This window comes from Furfurilactobacillus entadae, from assembly GCF_045862745.1.
Taxonomy (GTDB): Bacteria; Bacillota; Bacilli; order Lactobacillales; family Lactobacillaceae; genus Furfurilactobacillus; species Furfurilactobacillus entadae.
Genome location: NZ_BQXN01000004.1, coordinates 65,210 through 85,472 on the forward strand (window position 1 = coordinate 65,210; position 20,263 = coordinate 85,472).

General features: G+C 47.7%; 20 protein-coding genes. 16 read left to right on the top strand and 4 right to left on the bottom strand.

Annotated elements, in window-relative coordinates; genetic code table 11:
* Nucleotides 1-5 precede the first annotated feature (5 nt).
* The 11 genes from glmU (at nucleotide 6) to ACKTR5_RS03045 (ending at nucleotide 9,943) form a co-directional block, all read left to right on the top strand.
* Nucleotides 6-1,388, top strand: a complete 1,383-nt coding sequence (gene glmU, locus ACKTR5_RS02995) for a bifunctional UDP-N-acetylglucosamine diphosphorylase/glucosamine-1-phosphate N-acetyltransferase GlmU (RefSeq protein ID WP_407879057.1) — start codon at nucleotides 6-8, stop codon at nucleotides 1,386-1,388.
* Between the two features lie 93 nt (nucleotides 1,389-1,481).
* A complete protein-coding gene (locus ACKTR5_RS03000; RefSeq protein ID WP_407879059.1) occupies nucleotides 1,482-2,468 on the top strand; it encodes a ribose-phosphate diphosphokinase in 987 nt (328 codons plus the stop codon).
* Between the two features lie 65 nt (nucleotides 2,469-2,533).
* A complete protein-coding gene (locus ACKTR5_RS03005) occupies nucleotides 2,534-2,896 on the top strand; it encodes a DUF3899 domain-containing protein (protein WP_407879061.1) in 363 nt (120 codons plus the stop codon).
* Between the two features lie 152 nt (nucleotides 2,897-3,048).
* Nucleotides 3,049-3,432, top strand: coding sequence for a MarR family winged helix-turn-helix transcriptional regulator (locus ACKTR5_RS03010; RefSeq protein WP_407879063.1), 384 nt, complete (start codon nucleotides 3,049-3,051; stop codon nucleotides 3,430-3,432).
* A gap of 281 nt (nucleotides 3,433-3,713) precedes the next feature.
* On the top strand, nucleotides 3,714-4,277 hold the full coding sequence (locus tag ACKTR5_RS03015) for a WxL domain-containing protein (protein WP_407879065.1): 564 nt from the start codon (nucleotides 3,714-3,716) through the stop codon (nucleotides 4,275-4,277).
* A gap of 49 nt (nucleotides 4,278-4,326) precedes the next feature.
* Nucleotides 4,327-4,974, top strand: a complete 648-nt coding sequence (locus ACKTR5_RS03020; RefSeq protein WP_407879066.1) for a WxL domain-containing protein — start codon at nucleotides 4,327-4,329, stop codon at nucleotides 4,972-4,974.
* A gap of 79 nt (nucleotides 4,975-5,053) precedes the next feature.
* Nucleotides 5,054-6,091 (top strand): DUF916 domain-containing protein, encoded by a 1,038-nt coding sequence (locus ACKTR5_RS03025; protein WP_407879068.1) that lies wholly within the window; start codon nucleotides 5,054-5,056, stop codon nucleotides 6,089-6,091.
* 38 nt (nucleotides 6,092-6,129) lie between these two features.
* Nucleotides 6,130-6,747 (top strand): WxL domain-containing protein, encoded by a 618-nt coding sequence (locus tag ACKTR5_RS03030; RefSeq protein WP_407879069.1) that lies wholly within the window; start codon nucleotides 6,130-6,132, stop codon nucleotides 6,745-6,747.
* Between the two features lie 134 nt (nucleotides 6,748-6,881).
* Nucleotides 6,882-7,457, top strand: coding sequence for a WxL domain-containing protein (locus tag ACKTR5_RS03035; protein WP_407879158.1), 576 nt, complete (start codon nucleotides 6,882-6,884; stop codon nucleotides 7,455-7,457).
* Between the two features lie 3 nt (nucleotides 7,458-7,460).
* Nucleotides 7,461-8,486, top strand: coding sequence for a DUF916 and DUF3324 domain-containing protein (locus ACKTR5_RS03040; protein ID WP_407879071.1), 1,026 nt, complete (start codon nucleotides 7,461-7,463; stop codon nucleotides 8,484-8,486).
* Between the two features lie 8 nt (nucleotides 8,487-8,494).
* Complete coding sequence (locus tag ACKTR5_RS03045; protein WP_407879073.1) at nucleotides 8,495-9,943, top strand: hypothetical protein; 1,449 nt, start codon at nucleotides 8,495-8,497, stop codon at nucleotides 9,941-9,943.
* An 8-nt stretch (nucleotides 9,944-9,951) separates the two neighbouring features.
* Here the strand turns inward: ACKTR5_RS03045 and ACKTR5_RS03050 are convergent, their stop codons facing one another.
* Nucleotides 9,952-11,415, bottom strand: coding sequence for a helix-turn-helix domain-containing protein (locus ACKTR5_RS03050; protein WP_407879075.1), 1,464 nt, complete (start codon nucleotides 11,413-11,415; stop codon nucleotides 9,952-9,954).
* 663 nt (nucleotides 11,416-12,078) lie between these two features.
* Entirely contained in the window at nucleotides 12,079-12,267 is a 189-nt protein-coding gene (locus ACKTR5_RS03055; protein WP_407879076.1) for a hypothetical protein, read from the bottom strand.
* A 515-nt stretch (nucleotides 12,268-12,782) separates the two neighbouring features.
* On the opposite strand from ACKTR5_RS03055, the gene ACKTR5_RS03060 reads away from it, so the two are divergent.
* The 5 genes from ACKTR5_RS03060 (at nucleotide 12,783) to ACKTR5_RS03080 (ending at nucleotide 18,815) form a co-directional block, all read left to right on the top strand.
* Nucleotides 12,783-13,634, top strand: coding sequence for a helix-turn-helix domain-containing protein (locus ACKTR5_RS03060; RefSeq protein ID WP_407879078.1), 852 nt, complete (start codon nucleotides 12,783-12,785; stop codon nucleotides 13,632-13,634).
* 241 nt (nucleotides 13,635-13,875) lie between these two features.
* Entirely contained in the window at nucleotides 13,876-15,276 is a 1,401-nt protein-coding gene (locus tag ACKTR5_RS03065) for an MFS transporter (protein WP_407879080.1), read from the top strand.
* Nucleotides 15,277-15,279: 3 nt separating this feature from the next.
* Entirely contained in the window at nucleotides 15,280-16,140 is an 861-nt protein-coding gene (locus tag ACKTR5_RS03070) for an alpha/beta hydrolase (RefSeq protein WP_407879081.1), read from the top strand.
* Nucleotides 16,141-16,158: 18 nt separating this feature from the next.
* Nucleotides 16,159-18,363 carry a glycoside hydrolase family 65 protein gene (locus ACKTR5_RS03075; RefSeq protein WP_407879083.1) on the top strand — a complete coding sequence of 735 codons (2,205 nt, stop codon included), beginning with the start codon at nucleotides 16,159-16,161 and terminating at the stop codon, nucleotides 18,361-18,363.
* Between the two features lie 53 nt (nucleotides 18,364-18,416).
* Entirely contained in the window at nucleotides 18,417-18,815 is a 399-nt protein-coding gene (locus ACKTR5_RS03080; protein WP_407879084.1) for a hypothetical protein, read from the top strand.
* 68 nt (nucleotides 18,816-18,883) lie between these two features.
* Here the strand turns inward: ACKTR5_RS03080 and ACKTR5_RS03085 are convergent, their stop codons facing one another.
* Together ACKTR5_RS03085 and ACKTR5_RS03090 are read right to left on the bottom strand one after the other, a co-directional pair.
* A complete protein-coding gene (locus tag ACKTR5_RS03085; protein WP_407879086.1) occupies nucleotides 18,884-19,348 on the bottom strand; it encodes a universal stress protein in 465 nt (154 codons plus the stop codon).
* Between the two features lie 56 nt (nucleotides 19,349-19,404).
* The gene (locus tag ACKTR5_RS03090; RefSeq protein WP_407879087.1) at nucleotides 19,405-19,923 is read right to left on the bottom strand and encodes an HdeD family acid-resistance protein; all 519 of its coding nucleotides are present in this window, start codon (nucleotides 19,921-19,923) and stop codon (nucleotides 19,405-19,407) included.
* Nucleotides 19,924-20,263: the final 340 nt, after the last annotated feature.

Here is a 20,263-nt window from a genome sequence, read left to right on the forward strand (position 1 = left end):
GAAAAATGAGTTCACGGAATACGATTATTCTGGCGGCGGGTAAAGGTACCCGGATGAGATCAAAGCTGTACAAGGTGCTGCACCAGGTGTGTGGCAAGACCATGGTTGACCACGTGTTAACACAGGTGGAACAAACAAACATGGACCACATTGTGACCGTTGTCGGTTTTGGCGCTGATGATGTCCGCAAACAGTTGGGCGACCGAACCCAATATGTGATGCAAGAACAACAGTTGGGCACGGGTCACGCAGTGCTTCAAACGGAACCTTTGTTGGGTGACGCTGATGGTGTAACGTTGATCATGAGTGGTGACACACCGCTGTTTAAGGCAGAAACGTTGCAACGGCTGTTTGATTACCACGAAGCAAAGGGCGACGTTGCGACCGTTTTAACGTCAATTGCCCCAGATCCAACCGGTTACGGCCGTATTATCCGAAATGACATTGGCCTGGTTGAAAAGATCGTTGAACAAAAGGACGCCACGGTGGAAGAAGCTGCCGTCAACGAAATTAACACGGGTGTTTACGTGTTTGATAACAAAGCCTTGTTTAACGCACTTCACCAGGTTAAAAATGATAATGCGCAGGGGGAATACTACCTCACTGACGTGGCCCAGATCTTGAAGCACGCTGGCCAACGGGTTGGTGCTTACCGGATGAGTGATTTTAGTGAATCCATGGGGGTCAACGATCGGATGGCGCTTGCCACAGCCACGAAGGTGATGCGTAAACGGATCAACGACGCGCACATGAAAAACGGGGTGACGTTTATTGATCCCGAACACACCTACATTGATAGTGATGTGGTGATCGGTGCGGATACCATTGTTGAACCAAACGTTCAGCTGAAGGGCCACACCGTCATTGGTGAGGACTGTGTCATCGGTGCGAACTCCGAAATTCGCAACGGCATCATTCACGATGGTGTGACCGTGACGTCATCAATGATTGAAGATAGCGAAATGGAAACAGGCTCAAACATTGGCCCAATGAGTCATTTACGTCCTGGTGCTCATATTGGTGCCGACGCCCACTTAGGTAACTTTGTGGAAGTTAAGAAGGCTGACATTGGCGCGCGGACCAAGGTGGGCCATTTGACCTATGTTGGTGACGCAACGTTAGGAACGGACATTAACGTTGGTTGTGGTGTGGTCTTCATTAATTATGACGGGGTTAAAAAGCACCACACCGTCGTTGGTAATCACAGCTTTATCGGAAGTAATTCCAACCTTGTCGCACCACTGACTGTGGCTGACCATTCGTTTATCGCGGCTGGTTCAACCATCACGAAGGATGTGGCACGTCATGAAATGGCCATCGCCCGTGAACGCCAGACCAACAAGCCAGACTACTGGACCAAATTGCCACACAAACCAGAAGATAAATAAATTGTTCTTAGTTGCGCCAACATTCGTTAATGAGTACCATTAAGCTAGGTTAAACACTGGCTTGAAGACTTAAATCATCCTTGTGGAGGGAACATGTCAACTCAATATTTTGATCCTAAATTGAAGATTTTTGCCCTAAATTCGAACCGTCCGTTGGCTGAAAAAATTGCCAAGGAAGTGGGCGTGGAACTGGGGAAGACCTCGGTTGACCGCTTTAGTGACGGGGAAATCCGGATCAACATCGAAGAAAGTGTTCGGGGGGATAACGTTTACTTGATTCAGTCGACGTCAGCCCCGGTCAACGACAACCTGATGGAATTGTTGATCATGATTGACGCGTTACGGCGTGCCAGTGCAAACACAATTAACTTGGTGGTTCCTTACTATGGGTATGCGCGTCAAGACAGAAAGGCGCGGTCACGCGAACCCATTACGGCGAAACTGGTCGCCGACATGTTTGAAAAGGCAGGGGCAACCCGGCTATTGGCGTTAGATCTCCATGCCGCCCAGATTCAGGGATTCTTCGATATTCCGGTTGACCACATGATGGCAGCCCCATTATTAGCGGACTACTTTATCACTAATCACGTGGCTGAAAACGCGGTTGTTGTTTCACCGGACCATGGTGGTGTGACGCGGGCGCGAGCCTTAGCAGAATTTCTGAAAGCACCTATTGCCATCATCGACAAGCGGCGCCCCCGGGCCAATGTTGCTGAGATCATGAACATCATTGGTGACGTTAAGGGTAAAAAATGTATCATGATCGATGACATGATCGACACGGCCGGAACCATTACATTAGGGGCGAAAGCCTTGATGGAAGCGGGCGCAGAGGAAGTGTACGCATGCTGTTCTCACGCGGTTCTATCAGGCCCTGCCGTTGATCGGTTGAAGGAATCAGCGTTTAAGCAGGTTGTGGTCACTGACTCCATTAACCTGCCAGAAGATAAGCATTTTGATAAGTTGGTGCAGGTCTCCATCGCACCACTTGTCGGGGATGCTATCAAACGAATCAATGAAAACAAAGCGGTTAGTCCTTTATTTAAGACACGTTTCCGTCGGGATGGCCGGACCAATTAAGAATCAACTGTTAATGTCGCAATTTGTTGCGGCATTTTTAGTTTAAAGAAATGGGGGTGTGAAAAATGAATCAGAAAACAAAACCCATGTGGTGGCTTGGTGGACTACTGGTCTTAATGTTGCTCGGTGGGGGTGTTGCGATTGCCTGCCACGTGACAATCGTGACGGTGTCGAACGTTTTCTTCATGAGTGGGCTCTTTTTGATTGCCATTGGGGCCGTGATGCAGCTGAGTCATGCAAACCTGTTTGCGGGCTTTCGTCGACGGAAGCGCCTTAAGGGTCAGGCAGCTGATGAGGATGACCAACCGATGAACATGAATGACATTGTGATCAAAAAGAATCAACCGCTGCGATTATCAAACTGGAATCGCTGGTTTCTAGTGACAGGCGGCGTACTTATCGTGGTGGCAATCGTCATCACACTATAATGAATAACAGGCTGGTTAGCGGGGCAGGTCCTTATTGCTCTGATTAATTGCGAGTTTAACGATATTTTTGAGAATTAACCATCAACGTTGTCAACTATACTGAGAGGGCATTGATGATTAAGTGAGTGTTTGAAAATGGGGGTAAACTGGCGATGAACGATAAACTGAGCAGTGAGTTAAACACCATCTCGGCGTTTATGAACACGTATCGACAGGTGTCAGAGGTCATTAAAGGTGCCCATCTGCCCGTGTCCTTATTGGCAATTCAGGTACTGCACATGCTAAACACAAATGGGCCCCAACCCGTTTATGTTTGTGCGGCTAATTTGGATGTCACCCGTTCTGCAGTCTCAACGGAAGTAAAGCGGCTCCTTAAGAGTGATTTTATTAAACTAAAAAATGATGTCCATGATCGCCGGATAACGATTATGTCCATTACGACGACTGGATTACTCTTTTTGCAGAGTACCAATGAATTAATTGATAATATCTATAACATTGTTGATGTCGAAGAAGTTGCTGAGCTTGCTGAGTAATCGGAAAAAATGACTGGTTAATTAAAATGGTCAACCCAAAACATGGGTTGACCATTTTTTTGTAATTGAATTTAGTGTTGCTCCATCAGGAAAGACGCGTTGTTTTAATTGATTGGGTTAGTGAGTAAATCATTTATCGGATCAATTAAGAAGGTCAATTTTACAAAATTAAGTTTGCAAACATGAGCCGATGACCAATAAAAATCCTTGTATAGTATAGGCATCGTAAAGGGAAAGGAGGCAAGTGACGCGCTCAACCCGGTTGGACGGAGGTGTGAACGTTGGTAAGAAAATTGGCGCACGGATGGCTGCACGGGTGGTTGATTGCCGGACTGATTCTAATGTGGCTGGTCATGCCAGCACAAGCAGAATCGACAAAGGCTGACATCACTTTAACGCCAGGAACATTAAGTATTGCTGGGGCACCCCAGATTCAGTTTGGAACCAAGAGTAGTACCGGAAGCAATCAGGTGTACAGTTCCGCTACTGTTAGCCCCGGGCTTCAGATTGAAGATAGCGGTAGTAGTTCAGGGGCGTGGCGGGTCATGATCACGGCAAGCCCGTTTGCAACTACGGACGGTACCTTATTAAAAGGAGTTACCCTGGCCTTTGATCAAGTTGGTGTTACTGGTAACGCAACCGCAACCAATAAAGTAACCACAAATGCAGTCAGTTTATCGGCGAACAACGAAGCCGCAACGATTATGCAAGCAAGCGAAAACTTACCGGCAAATACGTGGACGGCGGCTTATCAGCCGGCTGACGTTTCACTTACCGTCCCGGGTGGGAACGTAAACGGACAGTACACTGCCACCTTAACCTGGACGGTTATCAACGGGGAATAAATTAAGTTTTAAAATTGTTGACGCTACGAATCCTTAGGAGGAAATCACAATGCAACCAACCAAAAAATTAGCTGCATTAGCAACAACTGCTTTACTCGCATTCACTTTGGCACCAGCGGTAACGTCATTTGCGGACACTTCTAGTGATCAGCAGAGTACGACTGCTAGCATTGCCTTCAATAAAGAAGAAGAAACGAATCCGGGTGAAGAGGGAGACTTACAACTAAAGAGCGTACCAACACTGGACTTTGGGTCGGTTGATCGGAATAAGACTTCTGACCAAGCGTACACGTTAACGGGGGCGGATCCTCAAGTTGACTTAGTCGATGGTCGTGGAACGGCGGCAGGTTGGAGTTTATCTGCTAAGTTAGGCGCCATTAAGGGAACCAATGACGCAGGGACATCAGGAACGTTGACGGCCGCACAGCTGTACTTCAACAACGGTGATGTTGCAACCACTGGGGTTGGGACGGCGCCATCTGGAGTCAGCACCAGTAACATGCTGACTGCCGGTGGTGATGAAGTGGCTCTGATGACTGCTGCCACGGGTGAAGGAACCGGTGAATGGGTTCAATCATGGGGTGCAGATGATGTTTCCCTGAACGTTCGTCAAGGAACGGCGATGGCGAACGCGAGTTATTCAGGGACAATCGATTGGAAGTTGTCGAACAGTGTGACAGATTCATCAACCTTTTAATTGATCTGCTGAACGACAACCTGTGCATCGAAAGGTGCACACTTACATAAACGCATAACAACTGTTAAGGAGGCGATGGATGATGAAACAATGGGGAAAAGTGACGACCGGATTGATGGCGCTGATCATTGGCTTAATGATGATTGGCGGGAGCCAAGTTAAGGCGGAAACAAACGGTGATTCACCAGCAACCGTCGTCCTCCCGCAGCAGCCAAGTAATCAGCATTTAAAAAATGTGGGTTACTTCAACTTACGAATGAAGCCGGGCCAGACACAGACTCTGTCGATGACGGTGATCAATAACAGCAACACCGCAACCACATATAAAGTTTCACCAAATGATGCGTTAACAAACGGAAATGGTGTCATCACCTACGACAAGTACAAGCCAAAGACAGGCAGTACGGGCGGACCGACGTTCCAAGACGTGAACCAAACAAAACCGTTTAAAGTCACGGTGCCAGCAAACGGGAAAAAGGTCGTTCAAACAAAGATCAAAATGCCGAAAAAATCGTTCGACGGCATCATCCTTGGGGGGATCACCCTCCAACAGGTTGGCGACTTAAACACCAAGAAAACGACGAAACAGGGCTTAACGTTGAACAACCGTTTTACCTACCAAATGGGTGTGGTTCTAAACGAAAAGGACACCAAGGTTGACCCAATGGTGACGATGGGGACACCGGAACTCATCACTGATGATCGTCAGGCGTATGTGGAAGTCCCACTGAATAACAAAACGAAAAACGTGCTTAGTGATGTGACGGTCAAGGCGACCGTTAAGCGGGGAAGCAAGGTTCAACAAGAACTAACAACCACCCGTGAACACATGATGATGGCGCCACAGACCACGATGAAAATGAAGCTGGACGCGGCAACCAAAACACTACGGCCTGGTAATTACACGGTGAAAGTGGCAGTCACGGCTGAAAACGGGAAGTACAAAAAGACGTTTGAAGAACGGCTTCACGTGAGCACGATGGACGCAATCAAGAATGCGTACGAAAATGATTCACGGCGGACAACATGGATCATTGCGCTCAGTATCTTCTGCTTACTTCTCCTCGGTGTTATTGGTTGGCTGATCTACCACATTAAGGTTGGAAGGAGAAAATAATGCGACTGTGGAGAACGCTTTTAATGATGATGTGCAGCATGGCAGTGATGGGCATGAGTGCCCATGCCGATGACGCTGAGCTTGCCGCAACCCATGCCACGACGCCCCAAGTGACGATTAATAGCGCCTCAAAACAGTTAAGTTTGGTCAGTGTCCCAAGCTTCGCGTTTGGTAAGCAAAACAGTAGTGACGTGAGTAGTGCCGCAAAGACGTACACTGCTAAAACAGTTGTTAGTCAGCTGGAAGTCGCAGACACGCGGGGGCTTGGGAACGGATGGAGTGTTAGCGTAAAGGCCAGCAAGTTTTCTAAAACAAAGTTTACCTGGTTCCCACTACCGTCCAACAAAACGTACACCCTGGATGGCGCCGTGCTGACGTTCGGCGATCCAGATAGTGGCGTTACCGGTCAGACGATCACCCGGGCGGATTCGGGAACGACTGGGGGCGCCCCCACGGCAAGTACCGGTTCCATCACGGCCAGCGGTAAATCAGCTGATTCAGTGAAGTTATTGTCAGCAACCAACGGCAACGGGATCGGGGTGTGGGATGACCACTTTAACAATAATTTGATTACGTTGACCGTGCCAAAGGGCGCTGTGAAAAAGGATCTGTCTTACACCAGCACGTTGACGTGGACCATAACGGCAGCAGAGTAAAGGCGAGGTGACAACAACATGAAGTTAAATCGAGCAAAGTGGCTTTGTGCAAGTTGCGTGGCGTTGCTGAGCCTAGGATTAGCCTCAACGGCACTGGCAGTGCCGTACAGCAGTAACACGACCGGGACGCGAACATTGACTTCAGTGGTGCCCATACGGCCGCTAACGAGGTGTATGACCCCAATTATCCAAATCAGCAAAAGGCGGATGACCATACGGGTGACGGCGTTGTCACCGGTGCGATTGGGGACCTTGTGATCGACTACTTACCAAACTTTAGTTTCAAAACGGACGCTGTCTCAGCCGGAACAAAAACGTACGCGCTGAACAATAAAAAGCCGTTCATCCAGTTAACGTACGACGCGGCTTCTTATGATGGTTGGCAATTACAGGTTGGTGTCTCACCGTTAACATCGACGGACGGGAAGGACCAACTGACGGGCGCGCAAATTGAGGTAGGTGGCAGTAATGTGATCAACCAGACCGGTGATAACTCAACGCCCGCCCCAACAGCGCTAAACGTGACCATTCCGACGAATAATCAGAGTGCCACCATTTTTACAGCCCCGGCGGGTACCGGGATGTCGACCTGGCAGGATTACTTTTCCGCCAGTGACACAAAATTACGAATTTATGGCGGTACGGCGAAAGCAAACGTGCATTACACCGGGACGGTTCAGTGGTATCTCATTAATGGTGAAGGAGGGTAACTTATGAAGAAGAAATGGGTGGGTGTCTTAACGTTATTGTTAAGCATTTTCTTGGTTGGGACCCTTCAAGCACATGCGGATGACAATCAGGTTGGTTTCAGCGTGTCACCAGTGTTACCAAGCAACCAATACGATAATCAGGCGAGCTTCTTTAAATTACAGGTTAAACCAAACGAGAAGCAGTCACTATCGTTAGTGATCGCAAATAACACGGATCAGGAAGCCCAGTACACGGTGACGCCAACGTCCGCCACGACAAATGAGAACGGGGCGATCGATTACTCGGCAACGAGCAAAAAACAAACTGCGGACCAAACGACCCCCATGCACACGTTACTATCGGCAAAGCAGACTGTGACGGTGCCAGCACGGGATAGCAAACGGGTCACGTTTACCTTGTCCACACCGAAAAAACAGTTTGCTGGGGTTATCCTTGGCGGCTTTTTAGTGGAACAGGTGGATCAAAAGAATGCGGATCAAAACAAACAGGACGGCCAATTGAGCCTAACCAATAAGTATGCCTATGTGATTGGTGTCGAAATTCGGGAATCAGCTAAAGCGGTCAAACACGACGTTTCGTTAGGTGCGGTTAAGGCTAGTACCGTGAACGCCCACACAGTCATCCAGACGAACATCGAAAACAAGCAACCAGAAGTGTTAAAGAATCTGACTGTGACCACGACCGTGACGAAGCAAAATGGGAAGGACAAGGTGTCTGCTAAGAAGGAAGCGTTGGCATTAGCACCACAGTCGACAATGAAGCTCGGGACGCAGTACAACGATAAAAAGTTAGCCGCCGGGAAGTATCAGGCAACCGTGACGGTTAAACAGGGCAACCAAACGCTGCTGAACGAAAAGCGTGATTTTACCGTTTCAAAGGACGAAGTTAACCGCGCTAAAAATCAGGCAGTTGCGAGTGAAAGTGTCTCAATGCCGTGGTATAGCTGGTTGATCATTGGATTGCTCGCGGTGGTGATCATCGCGCTTGGAATCATCATTTGGCAGTTGTTTAAGAATAAACGAAAGTGAGGAAGGTCATGCAAAATCACCGGCACCGAAGTCTGTCCATCATCTTGACCCTGCTGATTCTGTTGGCAACGTTCAACTGGCCAGCGCGGGTGATTGTGCATGCGACGGACGCAACGCCAACAGAAACAACAACCGAACCAGCGGCACCAACGGCTGACTTTACCTTAGCGGCAAAAAATGCGGATGGACAAGCCGTTACGTCAACAGATGAACTTGCTGGCGAGAGCACGGTAACGTTAACGGGAACGCTCAAGGTGACAACGGAAAAGGATGCAGACGCCGTTACCATTGTGTTGCCAAGCATTACGGGTGGTCAGTACAAAACGGTCAAGGTGTTGCAAAATAATCATGAAGTTGTTGCAAAGTCGTTTGATGGGAATAACGAGAAAGAGATCAAGCTCAATTCTGATAAGTTAGCGGCGGGGGCCACCACCGTCGAAGTTCAGGCAACGTTACAGCTTCCAAAAAGTGTGGAAAAACAACAAAAGCTTGCTATTGAATGGCAAGCTAAGGGGTTTGATCAAGAGTTCAATACGAATCAACTGACATTAACGGTTGCGCCGGCAGACGAGAAAGAGACAACCGAAACGTCATCATCTAATAGTGATGACCAAGAAAAGACACCAACGTCAGATGAGAAGAAAACCACGGACGATAACGACACAACAACCAAACGTGATTTAGAACGGGCAGATAGTGACTTTACCGTCACCAAGATGAATCAGCAAGATGTGAATTATGCAGCAACGGCCTCCCATCCGGCAATTGTTCAAACGGTGAAATACCTTCAGACTACCAACACGTTGTCCGGGACGGTGACGACGAATCTAAAAACAATTACTGCAACGGTAAACGGCACCCCAGTTGCAATCCAGGCGGATGCGGGCAAGTGGTCGTTAACACTGACGCCAGACCAACTGAGTACGACGGACTATAACAGTGTTTTGCTCCGAACAGTGGATAACAGTGGAAATCAGCGCCAGATTGCCTTGAGTGGGCCAGTGGGGATGATCACCCTGGTTGATAAGTCTGAAAACATGCGCTTTAACAGCATTTCACTGGGAAGCTCATCCAAATTGGCTGGGCGGATGCAGTCCACACCGATTCTAGGATCGAACAATACGTGGAATTTATCGGTCGTTAGTAATAACGCCCAGGGTCTAAACTGGCAACTTGCGGTAGCGTCCACTCCGTTTGTCGATTCATCAACAGGTCGGACGTTAGACGCCACACCAGTTTATCTACAAACGGATACGTTCGCGACGTTAACAACAACCCCACAAGTGGTGGAAACGCACACGGTCGTTTCCGATAAAGAAACCTACGTGTTGACTAATTCATCGGAAAAAGGGAACTGGGATAAAAACTATCGCGGCGTTGACCTCCTGATCTATCCAGATAACTATTCTGGAACGTATACAGGAACGGTCACATATAACTTGATTGTTGGCGCATAAGGCGTTAATTAGGCGTATTTGGCAGCATAGAGGGCAGTAATCTGATGGGCAAGATTGGTGTAATCCTTTTGGGTCCCATAATTTGAAATGTAGTAGTGGGGACATTGGTGATGAAACGTTGGCACCGAGTGATCAATAAGCATGAGATCGAATTGTTGGTGCCGTGAGTTGGGCAAAAAGACGACGTCGATCCCTGACGAAATTGCGTGGCGGATTTGCTGCGCAATGTTGCCATCAAGCGACATTGGGAACGTAAAGTCGATCCCGACCGTAATGTAATGATCTGGATGATGAATGAGATCCGCTGATAACCGGGTGTAACTGGCACGGATGTAGGTCGCTTCACGACTATACGGAACGCCCAGAAGCTTTGTTGCTTGACGAATAACGGGTTCTGTTAGAAACGCTTGATCAAGCAGATTTTTGTGGGCCTCGAAATAGTAGTGGAGGTAGAGCTTGTCCATGATGAAAATGTAACCCGGCAAAACGCGGGCCTGAAAGTGGGTCTTCGTAATGTTTTGGTGAAGCCAGTGATCCTGATTGTCTGAGGTCAGGTGGGACAGGGTCATTTCACTGAGCATGAAGGTGTTCGTCTTCTTGATTCGTGGTTCAAGTGCTTCGATAATGGTGACCATGCGGGTCAGGAGGTCATCATTACTGGTAAAAAGGTCGTCAGTGAAACAGTGACATAGTAACGCGTTGACTTCAAAGGGGAGCGCGTCTTCCCGTTGGTAAAAAAGGGACCGCTTTAAGAGAATGGTGAGGTCGTCAAATTCAGCGAGGGCGCTAAAGTCAGGCGTTGTTTTATCTGGCGACTGGTTTGCCTTCGTGCGTGTTAACGAGAGCTGGAGCCAAACAATTAGTTGCTGTTCCTGAATGGGCGTTAGGGTAACGTGGAAAAGCCGCTGAAACGCCACGATAAAATCGTTAATGTTGGCTGAAGGTACAGGGAGCGCGCGTCGATTTTCGGGAATTAAATGGGTCATGAATTCAAAGGCAAAGTGACGAATTTGAAGTTCTGAACCCTCGAGGCGCCCCTGCTGAAAGGATAAATTGAATTCGGCCAGTAAGTCATTAAGATCCGCCAGCCGGCGTTTGATACTGGCATCGCTCACCAATAGCTCAGTGCCTAATTGGGTGATGGTCAGTGTCGGTGCGTGGTACAGGTGCATGATGATTTGAAAGAGGTCGGAACGGTGGATAAGCGGGTATAAAAAATCCGCAATGGTACACTGGCCGTTAAGGTTCAACTCAACGGAGCGCGGATTAACCTTGAAATAGAGTGCTTCATGATGGTCATCAGCATCAATGAACTGCTGTGTTTCATTTAATAACGCCGCTAATGATGACGCATTGATCTTTAAGTGGTCCGCTAAATCGGCCTTTCGGACGGGACCATTTTGCGCGTTGACGCGGTTGATGAGTTTAAAAATCAAAGTGTCATGCGGGGTCAATAATTGTTCTCTAAACATGGGTTAATATCCTTATCAGGGTCGAAGGGGATGAACTGGCCGCCTTATTGTCAATGGGATTGACAGTTCGAGTAATAACCGTATCTTAGTTCATCCATGCCCACTTTGACAAATGTTAGGGCTAGGTACTGGCATACTATTGGATGGGACAGGAAATGGTTTTTAATTAGATAGTTTAATGTTTTATGTGTCAAGAAGAAGAACTAATTTAAGAAAGTTAATTTTATTATTGCTTCTGGTTAATTGTGGCAATGGTTGATCCATTAACGTTTGTCTTCAATTAAAGGAGTAGCAACGGATCGGGTGGCAAAATTAACGGTTGCTTGATTATGGAAAAGCCGTTACAATGACACCATTGTTATAGTCATGCCAAAGACTGTTGACATGACATCAATTAGTGTTGAAGGTCACCGGTAAGCGTGGATTATCCCCTACGCTTTGTTGAGGGTTGTATCGCCGTGTAAACACACGGGCGAGCTTTTCCCTAATGAATTTCACTTACTTGTTCAAAGCCAATGACATTTAGGTGACCACCTCATGCTAACGATTGACCGTGGGCCGTGGCTGACGGTTTTTTGTTAGGATAACAAGCCAATTAAAATAACGGACGGATCGTCGAGAAGTCACTCTCGATAATCCGTCCGTTATTTTTGGTCTTGAAAATTAAGCTTCTTTGACGATTGTCATGGTATTACGTTCACGAGCCTTTTCTAAAATTTGAAGCAACTCGCCTTGATAATCTTCAAAGTCATCAAAGAGATCAATGGCTGAGGGCTTAAATTTTTTGACGGCAAAGACCCAGTTAACTAGGTCAGCCTCATCTTCTGTGAGTTCAATGGTCCATTTTTCCATCAATGGGTTCCTCCGGTAAGCCAACGTCACGTTGGGATAAAACCTGTGGTTAGTTGCCATGTGTGCATGGTTAAGATTAGCAGATTATGTAGGGCTCAAATAAATTGTGCACTTGTTAATCGTTTACATCATTATAATACCACCAATGAAAGCGACAATCACTTGATAACCGAATGAATTGAATGATTTAATTTAAAAACTACTGATTGGTTTGGCTAATTACGACAGGTTGTTTACAACTAGAATGCCCGTCATGTCAGCATTTTAATGGATAAACAAGAGTGATGAATCTGATTGGTCTATGGGATAAAAAGTTTTTCGCTAAAAACGTGATTTAGTGGATAATCCATTAAAAAGTTAACGAATGGGACCGTGCTTTATTTTTTATAAAATATTTTATACAAAAAAACAGTATCTTTCGTAAAGGTGAGAAAGCACGCAACACCCAATGGCGTATGGTTTGGGTAATTTATTGGATGATAAATGTTTTTGAAAAATGAACGGAGGGGCGGATTATGAAAACGGTTAGCCACGAGCAACCTGTGTATAAGACGGATTTTCCGGTGGGGATTCTTTTACACAAGGGTCAGTTACACCGGGTTGTTGATCCGCATTGGCGCAATTCAGTGGAGATGACCTATGTGCTTAAAGGCACGCCCGGCATTGCCCGCATTGGTGAGCAAACATACCAATTAGCGACAGAAATGATGATTCTCATTAATTCCAATGTGATTCATAGCTTTGATACGTACATTACACCGAATGATGAAATACTGACGCTGCTATTTCCGTTAGAGTGGTTGGTGAGCGAACGGGTTCCCCGAAATGAGATTCGGTTCATGGATCAGCCGGTAAGTTTGGTCGGCAGTGACTACGCCCGAATTCGGCAGTGTTTACAAAACATTGCGAGTCAGGAGCGGCAGGGTGAAACGACAACGGTTGCGTCGATCAAGATGTTGCAAAACTTGCATGACATTGCCAGTCAGATTTTACGTCGCTTTTTGATCCTGACAAAACGCGAGGATGATGTCACGGTTCTTCCAGAGGATATCCAACAGATCCAGGCGGAGTTACGCCAACGCTATGCTGAACGGATCGATCTTCAGGCGTTTAGTACTGCCCATAATTTGTCGCCACAATATTTTTCAAAATACTTTCGTTCGTTTGCCGGCGTTTCACCCAGGGAGTACCTCATTTCGGTGCGGTTAGAGCAGGCGGAGAAATTATTGCGAACGACGACGTTAACGGTTAACGAAGTGGCGGAGCAAACGGGGTTTGGATCGGCCAAGAATTTCTTCACCCTGTTTAAAAAGCACTATGAGCAAACGCCATCGCAGTACCGCCGGGCTCGAAATGAACTCCGGTGACTGGTAATGGTGACATTGCGATAAAACGACTGCTTCTTCAACTTGTTGGGGAAAGCAGTCTTTTTTATGAAGCGATTTTTTGAAGAACTTAACGGTCGGGAACGATTCACTGGTTGCAAATCTTCAATTATTTAAGTTAAAAAACCGGATTAATTCAGTAAGTGAATGGATTTTAACCTAGACCAATTATCGTTATACTCGTATCGAAAGCGTTTTCATAAACGATTAAGGAGATGAAATCATGAAGGCAACGGGAAAGTGGCGCCAACGGATTTTCTATGGTGCTACGGATATGGCGGGAAACTTTATCTGGCAAATTGTTGGACTGTACTTGCTGTATTACTACACGTCGGTTTTAGGTCTGACCGCAGCATTTGTTGGGACCTTGTTCATGGTTGTTCGGTTTATCGATGCGTTTGATGGGATGTTTTTCGGGTTTCTAATTGACCATACCAATACAAAACATGGGCAGGCCCGACCGTACTTTATCTGGTTCGGGATTCCGCTTGGGGTGTTATCAGCAGCGCTGTTTATCAACCCAACGTTTGCCGGCAATAAGGTCTTCGAAATGGTGTGGGTGAGTGTGATCTACACGTTGTTTAGCCTGACCTACTCAGGGGCAAACACACCAATTACGGCCATCCTGCCTAATTTATCAAAGGATCCGGGCGAGCGGGCTAATCTAGCCAGTGCCCGGTTAGTGATGACAAACATCGGGGCCACACTGATGGGCGCCGCAACACTGCCGATGGTCAAGTGGCTCGGTGGATCGAATACTAGCCGCACCGGTTGGCAGCTGTGGGGCATCATCGTTGGAATCGGGATTGCGGTTTTGTTCACATTGGCGTTCTTAAATCTGCATGAACAAGTGCCTAAAGCGGCGACTACGGAACCAGGAAAGCAAAAGTTATCAATCGGTCAATCACTGAAGGGAGCGGCGGCAAACCGGCCGTGGGTCATTCTCAGTGTGAGCTGCATTCTGGTTCAAACGTTTTGGGTCGTTCGGATGACGACGGAAATTTATTACCTTCAGTTTATTTATAACCGGGTGGATCTAACAAGTTTGTTTGTTAGTTTAAACATCATTGCAGTCATCGGGAACGTGCTGGTACCAATCTTGAGCAGACGATTCCAGAACCGCCACATCATGGCGGGGGCTTTGGTGCTGATGATCGTTGGTGAAGGCGTCTTGCCTCTTGGGGTGAAGACCCAAAGTCTAGTGATCCTGTTTGGTGGGAACATTCTGTCCATGATTGCCATGAGCATCATCTTCACCATTATCTTCGTGATGGTGTCCGACACCGTAGAGTATTCGCGGTTGCGGTTGGGAATCAATGAGCCAGGGTTCCTGTCATCAGTACCGATGGTGGGTGCAAAGCTTGGTATGGGACTAGGTGGTGGAATTGCCGGATGGGTTCTGTCATTTGGTGGATTTGCCTCCAAGGCGAAGATTCAGTCGGCGGGTGCCATGCATGCGATTAATCTCGACTTTGTCTGGCTACCAATTATTTTGGCGTTTGTCATCATCATCTTGTTGCAGTTCTACCATTTAAATGAAAAGAAGTTGCCTAACGCTGAATCTGTTGGGGAAGAAGTCACTTCAGTAACAACAGCAGTAACCGGTGAAGAGATGGAGGGGTAATCCATGCAAATCAAGCAGGTTTCACTCATGAAAACGGGGGCCACAATCAAAATCTATGTCCCGGATCAAGTGGCGGATTTTAACATGACCCGCCGCCGTCCCGTCGTCATCATTATTCCTGGCGGTGGTTTTGAATATCAGTCTGACCGTGAAAAAGAGATGGTTGCGTTGAATTACTTAGCGAAGGGGTTTGTCGCCGTAACGCTGGGATATCGGCTGCTAGAGGACGGGCCCATTTACCCAACGGTGTTGACTCAGGTGGGTAACGCTGTGTTGTATTTGAAACGGCATGCTGGCTCACTGAGAATTTCTGCGAACCACATCTTGTTGGCTGGGTTTTCAGCTGGTGGTCACGTTGCGGCGATGTATGCTGACCGGTGGTGGGCGGAGGAAACGATCGCCCCACTGGAATTGGCGGCCAATGAGGACGTGAAGGTGAGTGCCATTGCGCTAGGGTATCCGGTGATCGGACTACGTTTAGGCTGGCCAACCGACGCAGGTGTCGCAACAAAAATCCGGGGGGATTTAGAAAACGTCGAAGCTGATGAACTGGTTAATCAAAAGAACCCACCCACGTTTATCTGGGCAACCCAAACGGATGAATTGGTGCCGGTCGTGAACACCATTAAATATGTAGAAGCGCTTAATCAGGCGGGGATTCCGGTTGAAAGCGTGATTTACAATCAGGGGCCACATGGTCTCTCACTGGCAACAGCACAGTCCGCCTTTCCCAAGAACTTTGATCGTGGCTGGCCAACGTTTGGTCATGATTACGTGGTGCCACAAGTGGCCACCTGGTTTGAAAGCGAGCTCCAGTGGCTCACTGAATTATGGCATCTGGATGACTTTTGGCTGGGACAGTAACGAATGGAGGGGCACGAGTTGAGGACAGAAGCGGACATGATTTTAACATTGGCGGAGGTTACCCAACGGGAGCCAAACTACCTAGCGAGTATTTTTACCCTTGCGAACGGCCGGGTGGGGGTGCAGGCCCAAAGCCCGGTGGGGGAACCGATAAATCAGGGGACATTAGTGAACGGCTTTTACGAAATAAGCCCAATTGTGTATGGTGAAACGGCTGTTGGGTACCCAAAAGATCATCAAACCATCGTGAATTTACCGAACCTGCGGCAACTCAGCTTAAAGACCAGTGAAAACCATCCGTTCACAACGGCACATTTGACGAACGCAAAGCTTAATCTCCAAACTGGGGAGCTGATGGAGTGGTATGACGCTGTGACAGCGTTTGATGAAATGATTAAGCTCAAACTTGTGACGGTAATGGATCATGAGGCGGAAACGACGTATGCGATGAAGCTCGTGTTGTCGGCCGGCACCTACCATGGGGATGTGGTGGTGGATAAACGGTTGGATTATCTGACCACAGAAAAACAGGTGGCGTCGACGGATCCGCGCCAATCACGACACTTATCAACGTTAACGACCCAAAAGCGGTGGTTGGCGGCTGATAGGGAACAGTTGGCCGTGGTGGCCACGCTAAGTGAGCGCTCCGTTTTGCTACAACAATCTGTGCATGATGGCGCGCACCTTCATGGGCAGCGGGTCAACGTAGCGAAACCGGCAACGCTCGTGTACACCACACAAATTTCAGAAGTGGGCGGTAGCCAACCACCGAAAATAACGCGCCAACCTGGGAGCTACGATGAGGTGGCTGCCGCCGCGAAACGCTATTGGGAACAGGTGTGGACGACAGCGACCGTAACGGTAGGCGGCGCACCAGCACTGAACCGGATCATCCACTATGATCTGTTTCAGCTGAATCAAGCGGCACCACGGGGAGGCCAGACAAGTATTCCAGCTAAGGGCCTGACGGGGAGCGGCTATGAGGGCCACTACTTCTGGGACACGGAAATGTACATGTTGCCGTACTTCATTCACACGCAGTCAGCGGTCGCTAAAGACTTGTTGATGTACCGTTACAGGTTGTTGAAAACAGCCCGGCACCGGGCACGGGAACTTGGGGTAACGGCGGGCGCTTTGTTTTCGTGGCGAACCATTGGTGGCGAGGAAACATCAGCCTTTTTCCCGGCCGGAACGGCGCAGTATCACATCAACGCAGCCATTGCGCTGTCAGTGTGGCGCTACTATGAAGGAACAAATGACCTGGGATTTTTGGAAACGGCGGGTTTTGAAATGGTGTTGGAAACGGCCCGGTTTTGGCGTGAATTTGGTTCGTGGGCAACGACCCATGGACACCGCCAGTTTGAATTGTGGACGGTGACCGGTCCGGATGAATACACAGCCATGGTCAATAATAACTACTATACAAACCGGTGTGCGAAAGAGAATTTGCGCCTGGTTCACCAGATTGCGCGGCTCATAACGGAGCGTGGTCACCATAATCTGGCGGACTACGGCACGGACTGGGAGGAAGTGAACGAACTCCTGGCAATTGCGAACGCGATGTACTTACCGTACGACCAGCAGCGAAAAATTAACGCCCAGGATGACGACTTCTTGGATAAACCACGCTGGCCGGTGAAAACGATGGCGACCAATCAACGGCCCCTCCTTCGGTATTACCACCCCTTAGTGATCTATCGCTATCAGGTTGCTAAGCAAGCGGATACGCTGATGGCCGAATACCTGTTTGAAGGTGATGTTTCGCTGGCACAAGTGCAACGTGAGTTTACCTATTATGAAGGGGTGACAACCCATGATTCATCGTTGTCACGCTCAATTTTTGGCATCATTGCAGCCCGGTTGGGTGACCGAAAGGAGGTGATGACGTACCTGAAACATACGGCGCAACTGGATTTGGCGAATCTGCAACATAACACGGCGGATGGCTTGCATGAAGCTAATTTTGGCGGTACGTGGTTAACGTTAACGAACGGATTGGCCGGATTAACCGTCACAGATGGGGTGGTTACCGTTCAAAACCGCCTCCCAACGGAATTAACGGACCTGACGTTCCGACTTCAAGTGGGCGCGTCACTGCTAGAAATTCAGCTAACGCATGAAGCGACAACGGCGGTTTTGTTAGCGGGGCCCTCGTGTTGGGTGAACTTGGACGGAACAAAACGGTTGATGAGTGAACCGGTAGTCGTTGAACAAAGTGCATAACGGAAAGAGATACAGGTCAAATACGACGGAAGTCTAGGAGAGGATGATTAAAAATGATGAAAAATGTGACAGAATCAGCTGAAATGGTGAACCGGTTATACCAATACCGTGACGTTTACCTAACGACCATTAAACAGCTGCATCGTTTCGATGTTGGCTTTGCTGAAATTGCTGCTCTAGAAGGACTGCGCGAGGAATGTGGCACATCGGAAATTGGTGAACATTATCAACTAAGTAAGAGCATGTTATCAGCAACGCTGACAAATCTCTTACTAGCGGGCTTGATTGCCCCCGTCCAGGTGATTCATGGTGATCGGCGACTGAAGCACTATCAAGTTACGACTGCCGGTGAAAAGATGTTGGACCAGTGTCTTGGCGTGGTTAATAAAACGATGGTCATGGCCGAGGAACAACTGAATGCGTTAGCTACCGAGGAAGATCAGCATCATTAAAAGCGATGATTTAAAATTAAAAAAGCAATCGTGCTCATTATGAAATGAGTCCGATTGCTTTTTTGGTGTTACTTAACGACGGTGACTGTTTTGCTTGATTGCCGAATGACGTAATCCGTCACGGAACCAAGAAGGTTTCCCGTCAGGCTATGGGTTCCAAGGGCCCCCATAACGACTTGTTGAACGTCCGCTTCTGACGCAGATTGAACCAACTGTTGCTTGGTGTTGCCTTGAAGGACCTGAATATCAACGTCCGTTTCGGCAAGGCCCTGTTCAGTCACTAACTGGGTCAGGTACCGCTTTGTGTTGTCGATTAGTGAGTGGTTACTTTCGTTGATCTCACCATTCATGGTTACATTACGTGTAATAATGTCGTTTGCTGTGACACTGATGTTGTACGGATTAGAAGTGGAATGAACCACGCTAATGAGGCGAATGCGTAGCTGATCAAGCTTAGCAAGTTTGATCGCGTAGGCTAAAACATCCGTTGCGGTTTGTGAGGTGTCGACAGCAACAAGTAAGTAATTTTCCATGGTAGTATCCTTCTTTGAATTAAATTATGGGATTTGTAAAGCCATAACGCAATGGGTTAGAATGATCGAACGATTTGGGCGATCCCAAAAAACATCAGGTAAAAGGCCAGCAAGAATGTTGCGGTTGATAACGCAAAGGCTGGGCTGAATAAAAGGGCAAACCCAATGATGACACCAAGGATGGCCAATGAAACGCTGAGCCAGTAGTAACTCTTGTCGTTACCACGCATAAAGCGGGTTGCCCAAAGTTCGAAGAGTGAATCTAAAATGAACCAAATGGCTAGTGTGAGCCACATATAAATTGCACCAAAACTAGGAACAAATAAGATCAAAAGACCAAAAATAAGGTCAAAAATCCCACCCCAGAGCCAACCGGTGGGGTTAAAGTTGAAGGTCCGTCGCAACGTTTGCCGTTCAACTAACTTGAAGATCCCTTCAAGCAGCGCGAGGATTCCAATCAGGACGATGAAAGCCCGTAACGTTCCGAGTGGGTTACGCAAAACAACGAGTGAAGCAATGACGGCAAGAATCCCAACAATTAGTGAAAAGGGGTCAAATCGTTTTCGTTCATACATAGACAATGATCCTTTCGAGTAATAAATTAACGCCGTTAGCCATTGTTGTCAGGACAATGGTAGCGTTGTACTTAATGTTCACTTTCATTATATGACTTATTTTGACGGGCGCCTATCAATAACCCAGTGAGACGCGCGTTTATGAAAATTCACTTTGGAGCGTTTTAATAATTTTCAGCTGGCATAGCCAAATGAGGTCAAAACGAAAAGGCGATAATGATTATCCTATTTAATGGTAGAAATAAATCAAAAAATTGACGCTTGCTATGCTCAAAAGTGGCCTATACCGGTGGTTTGCCATGATTTATTGATTAACAGTGGCCGTTGCACTCGTTAGCTG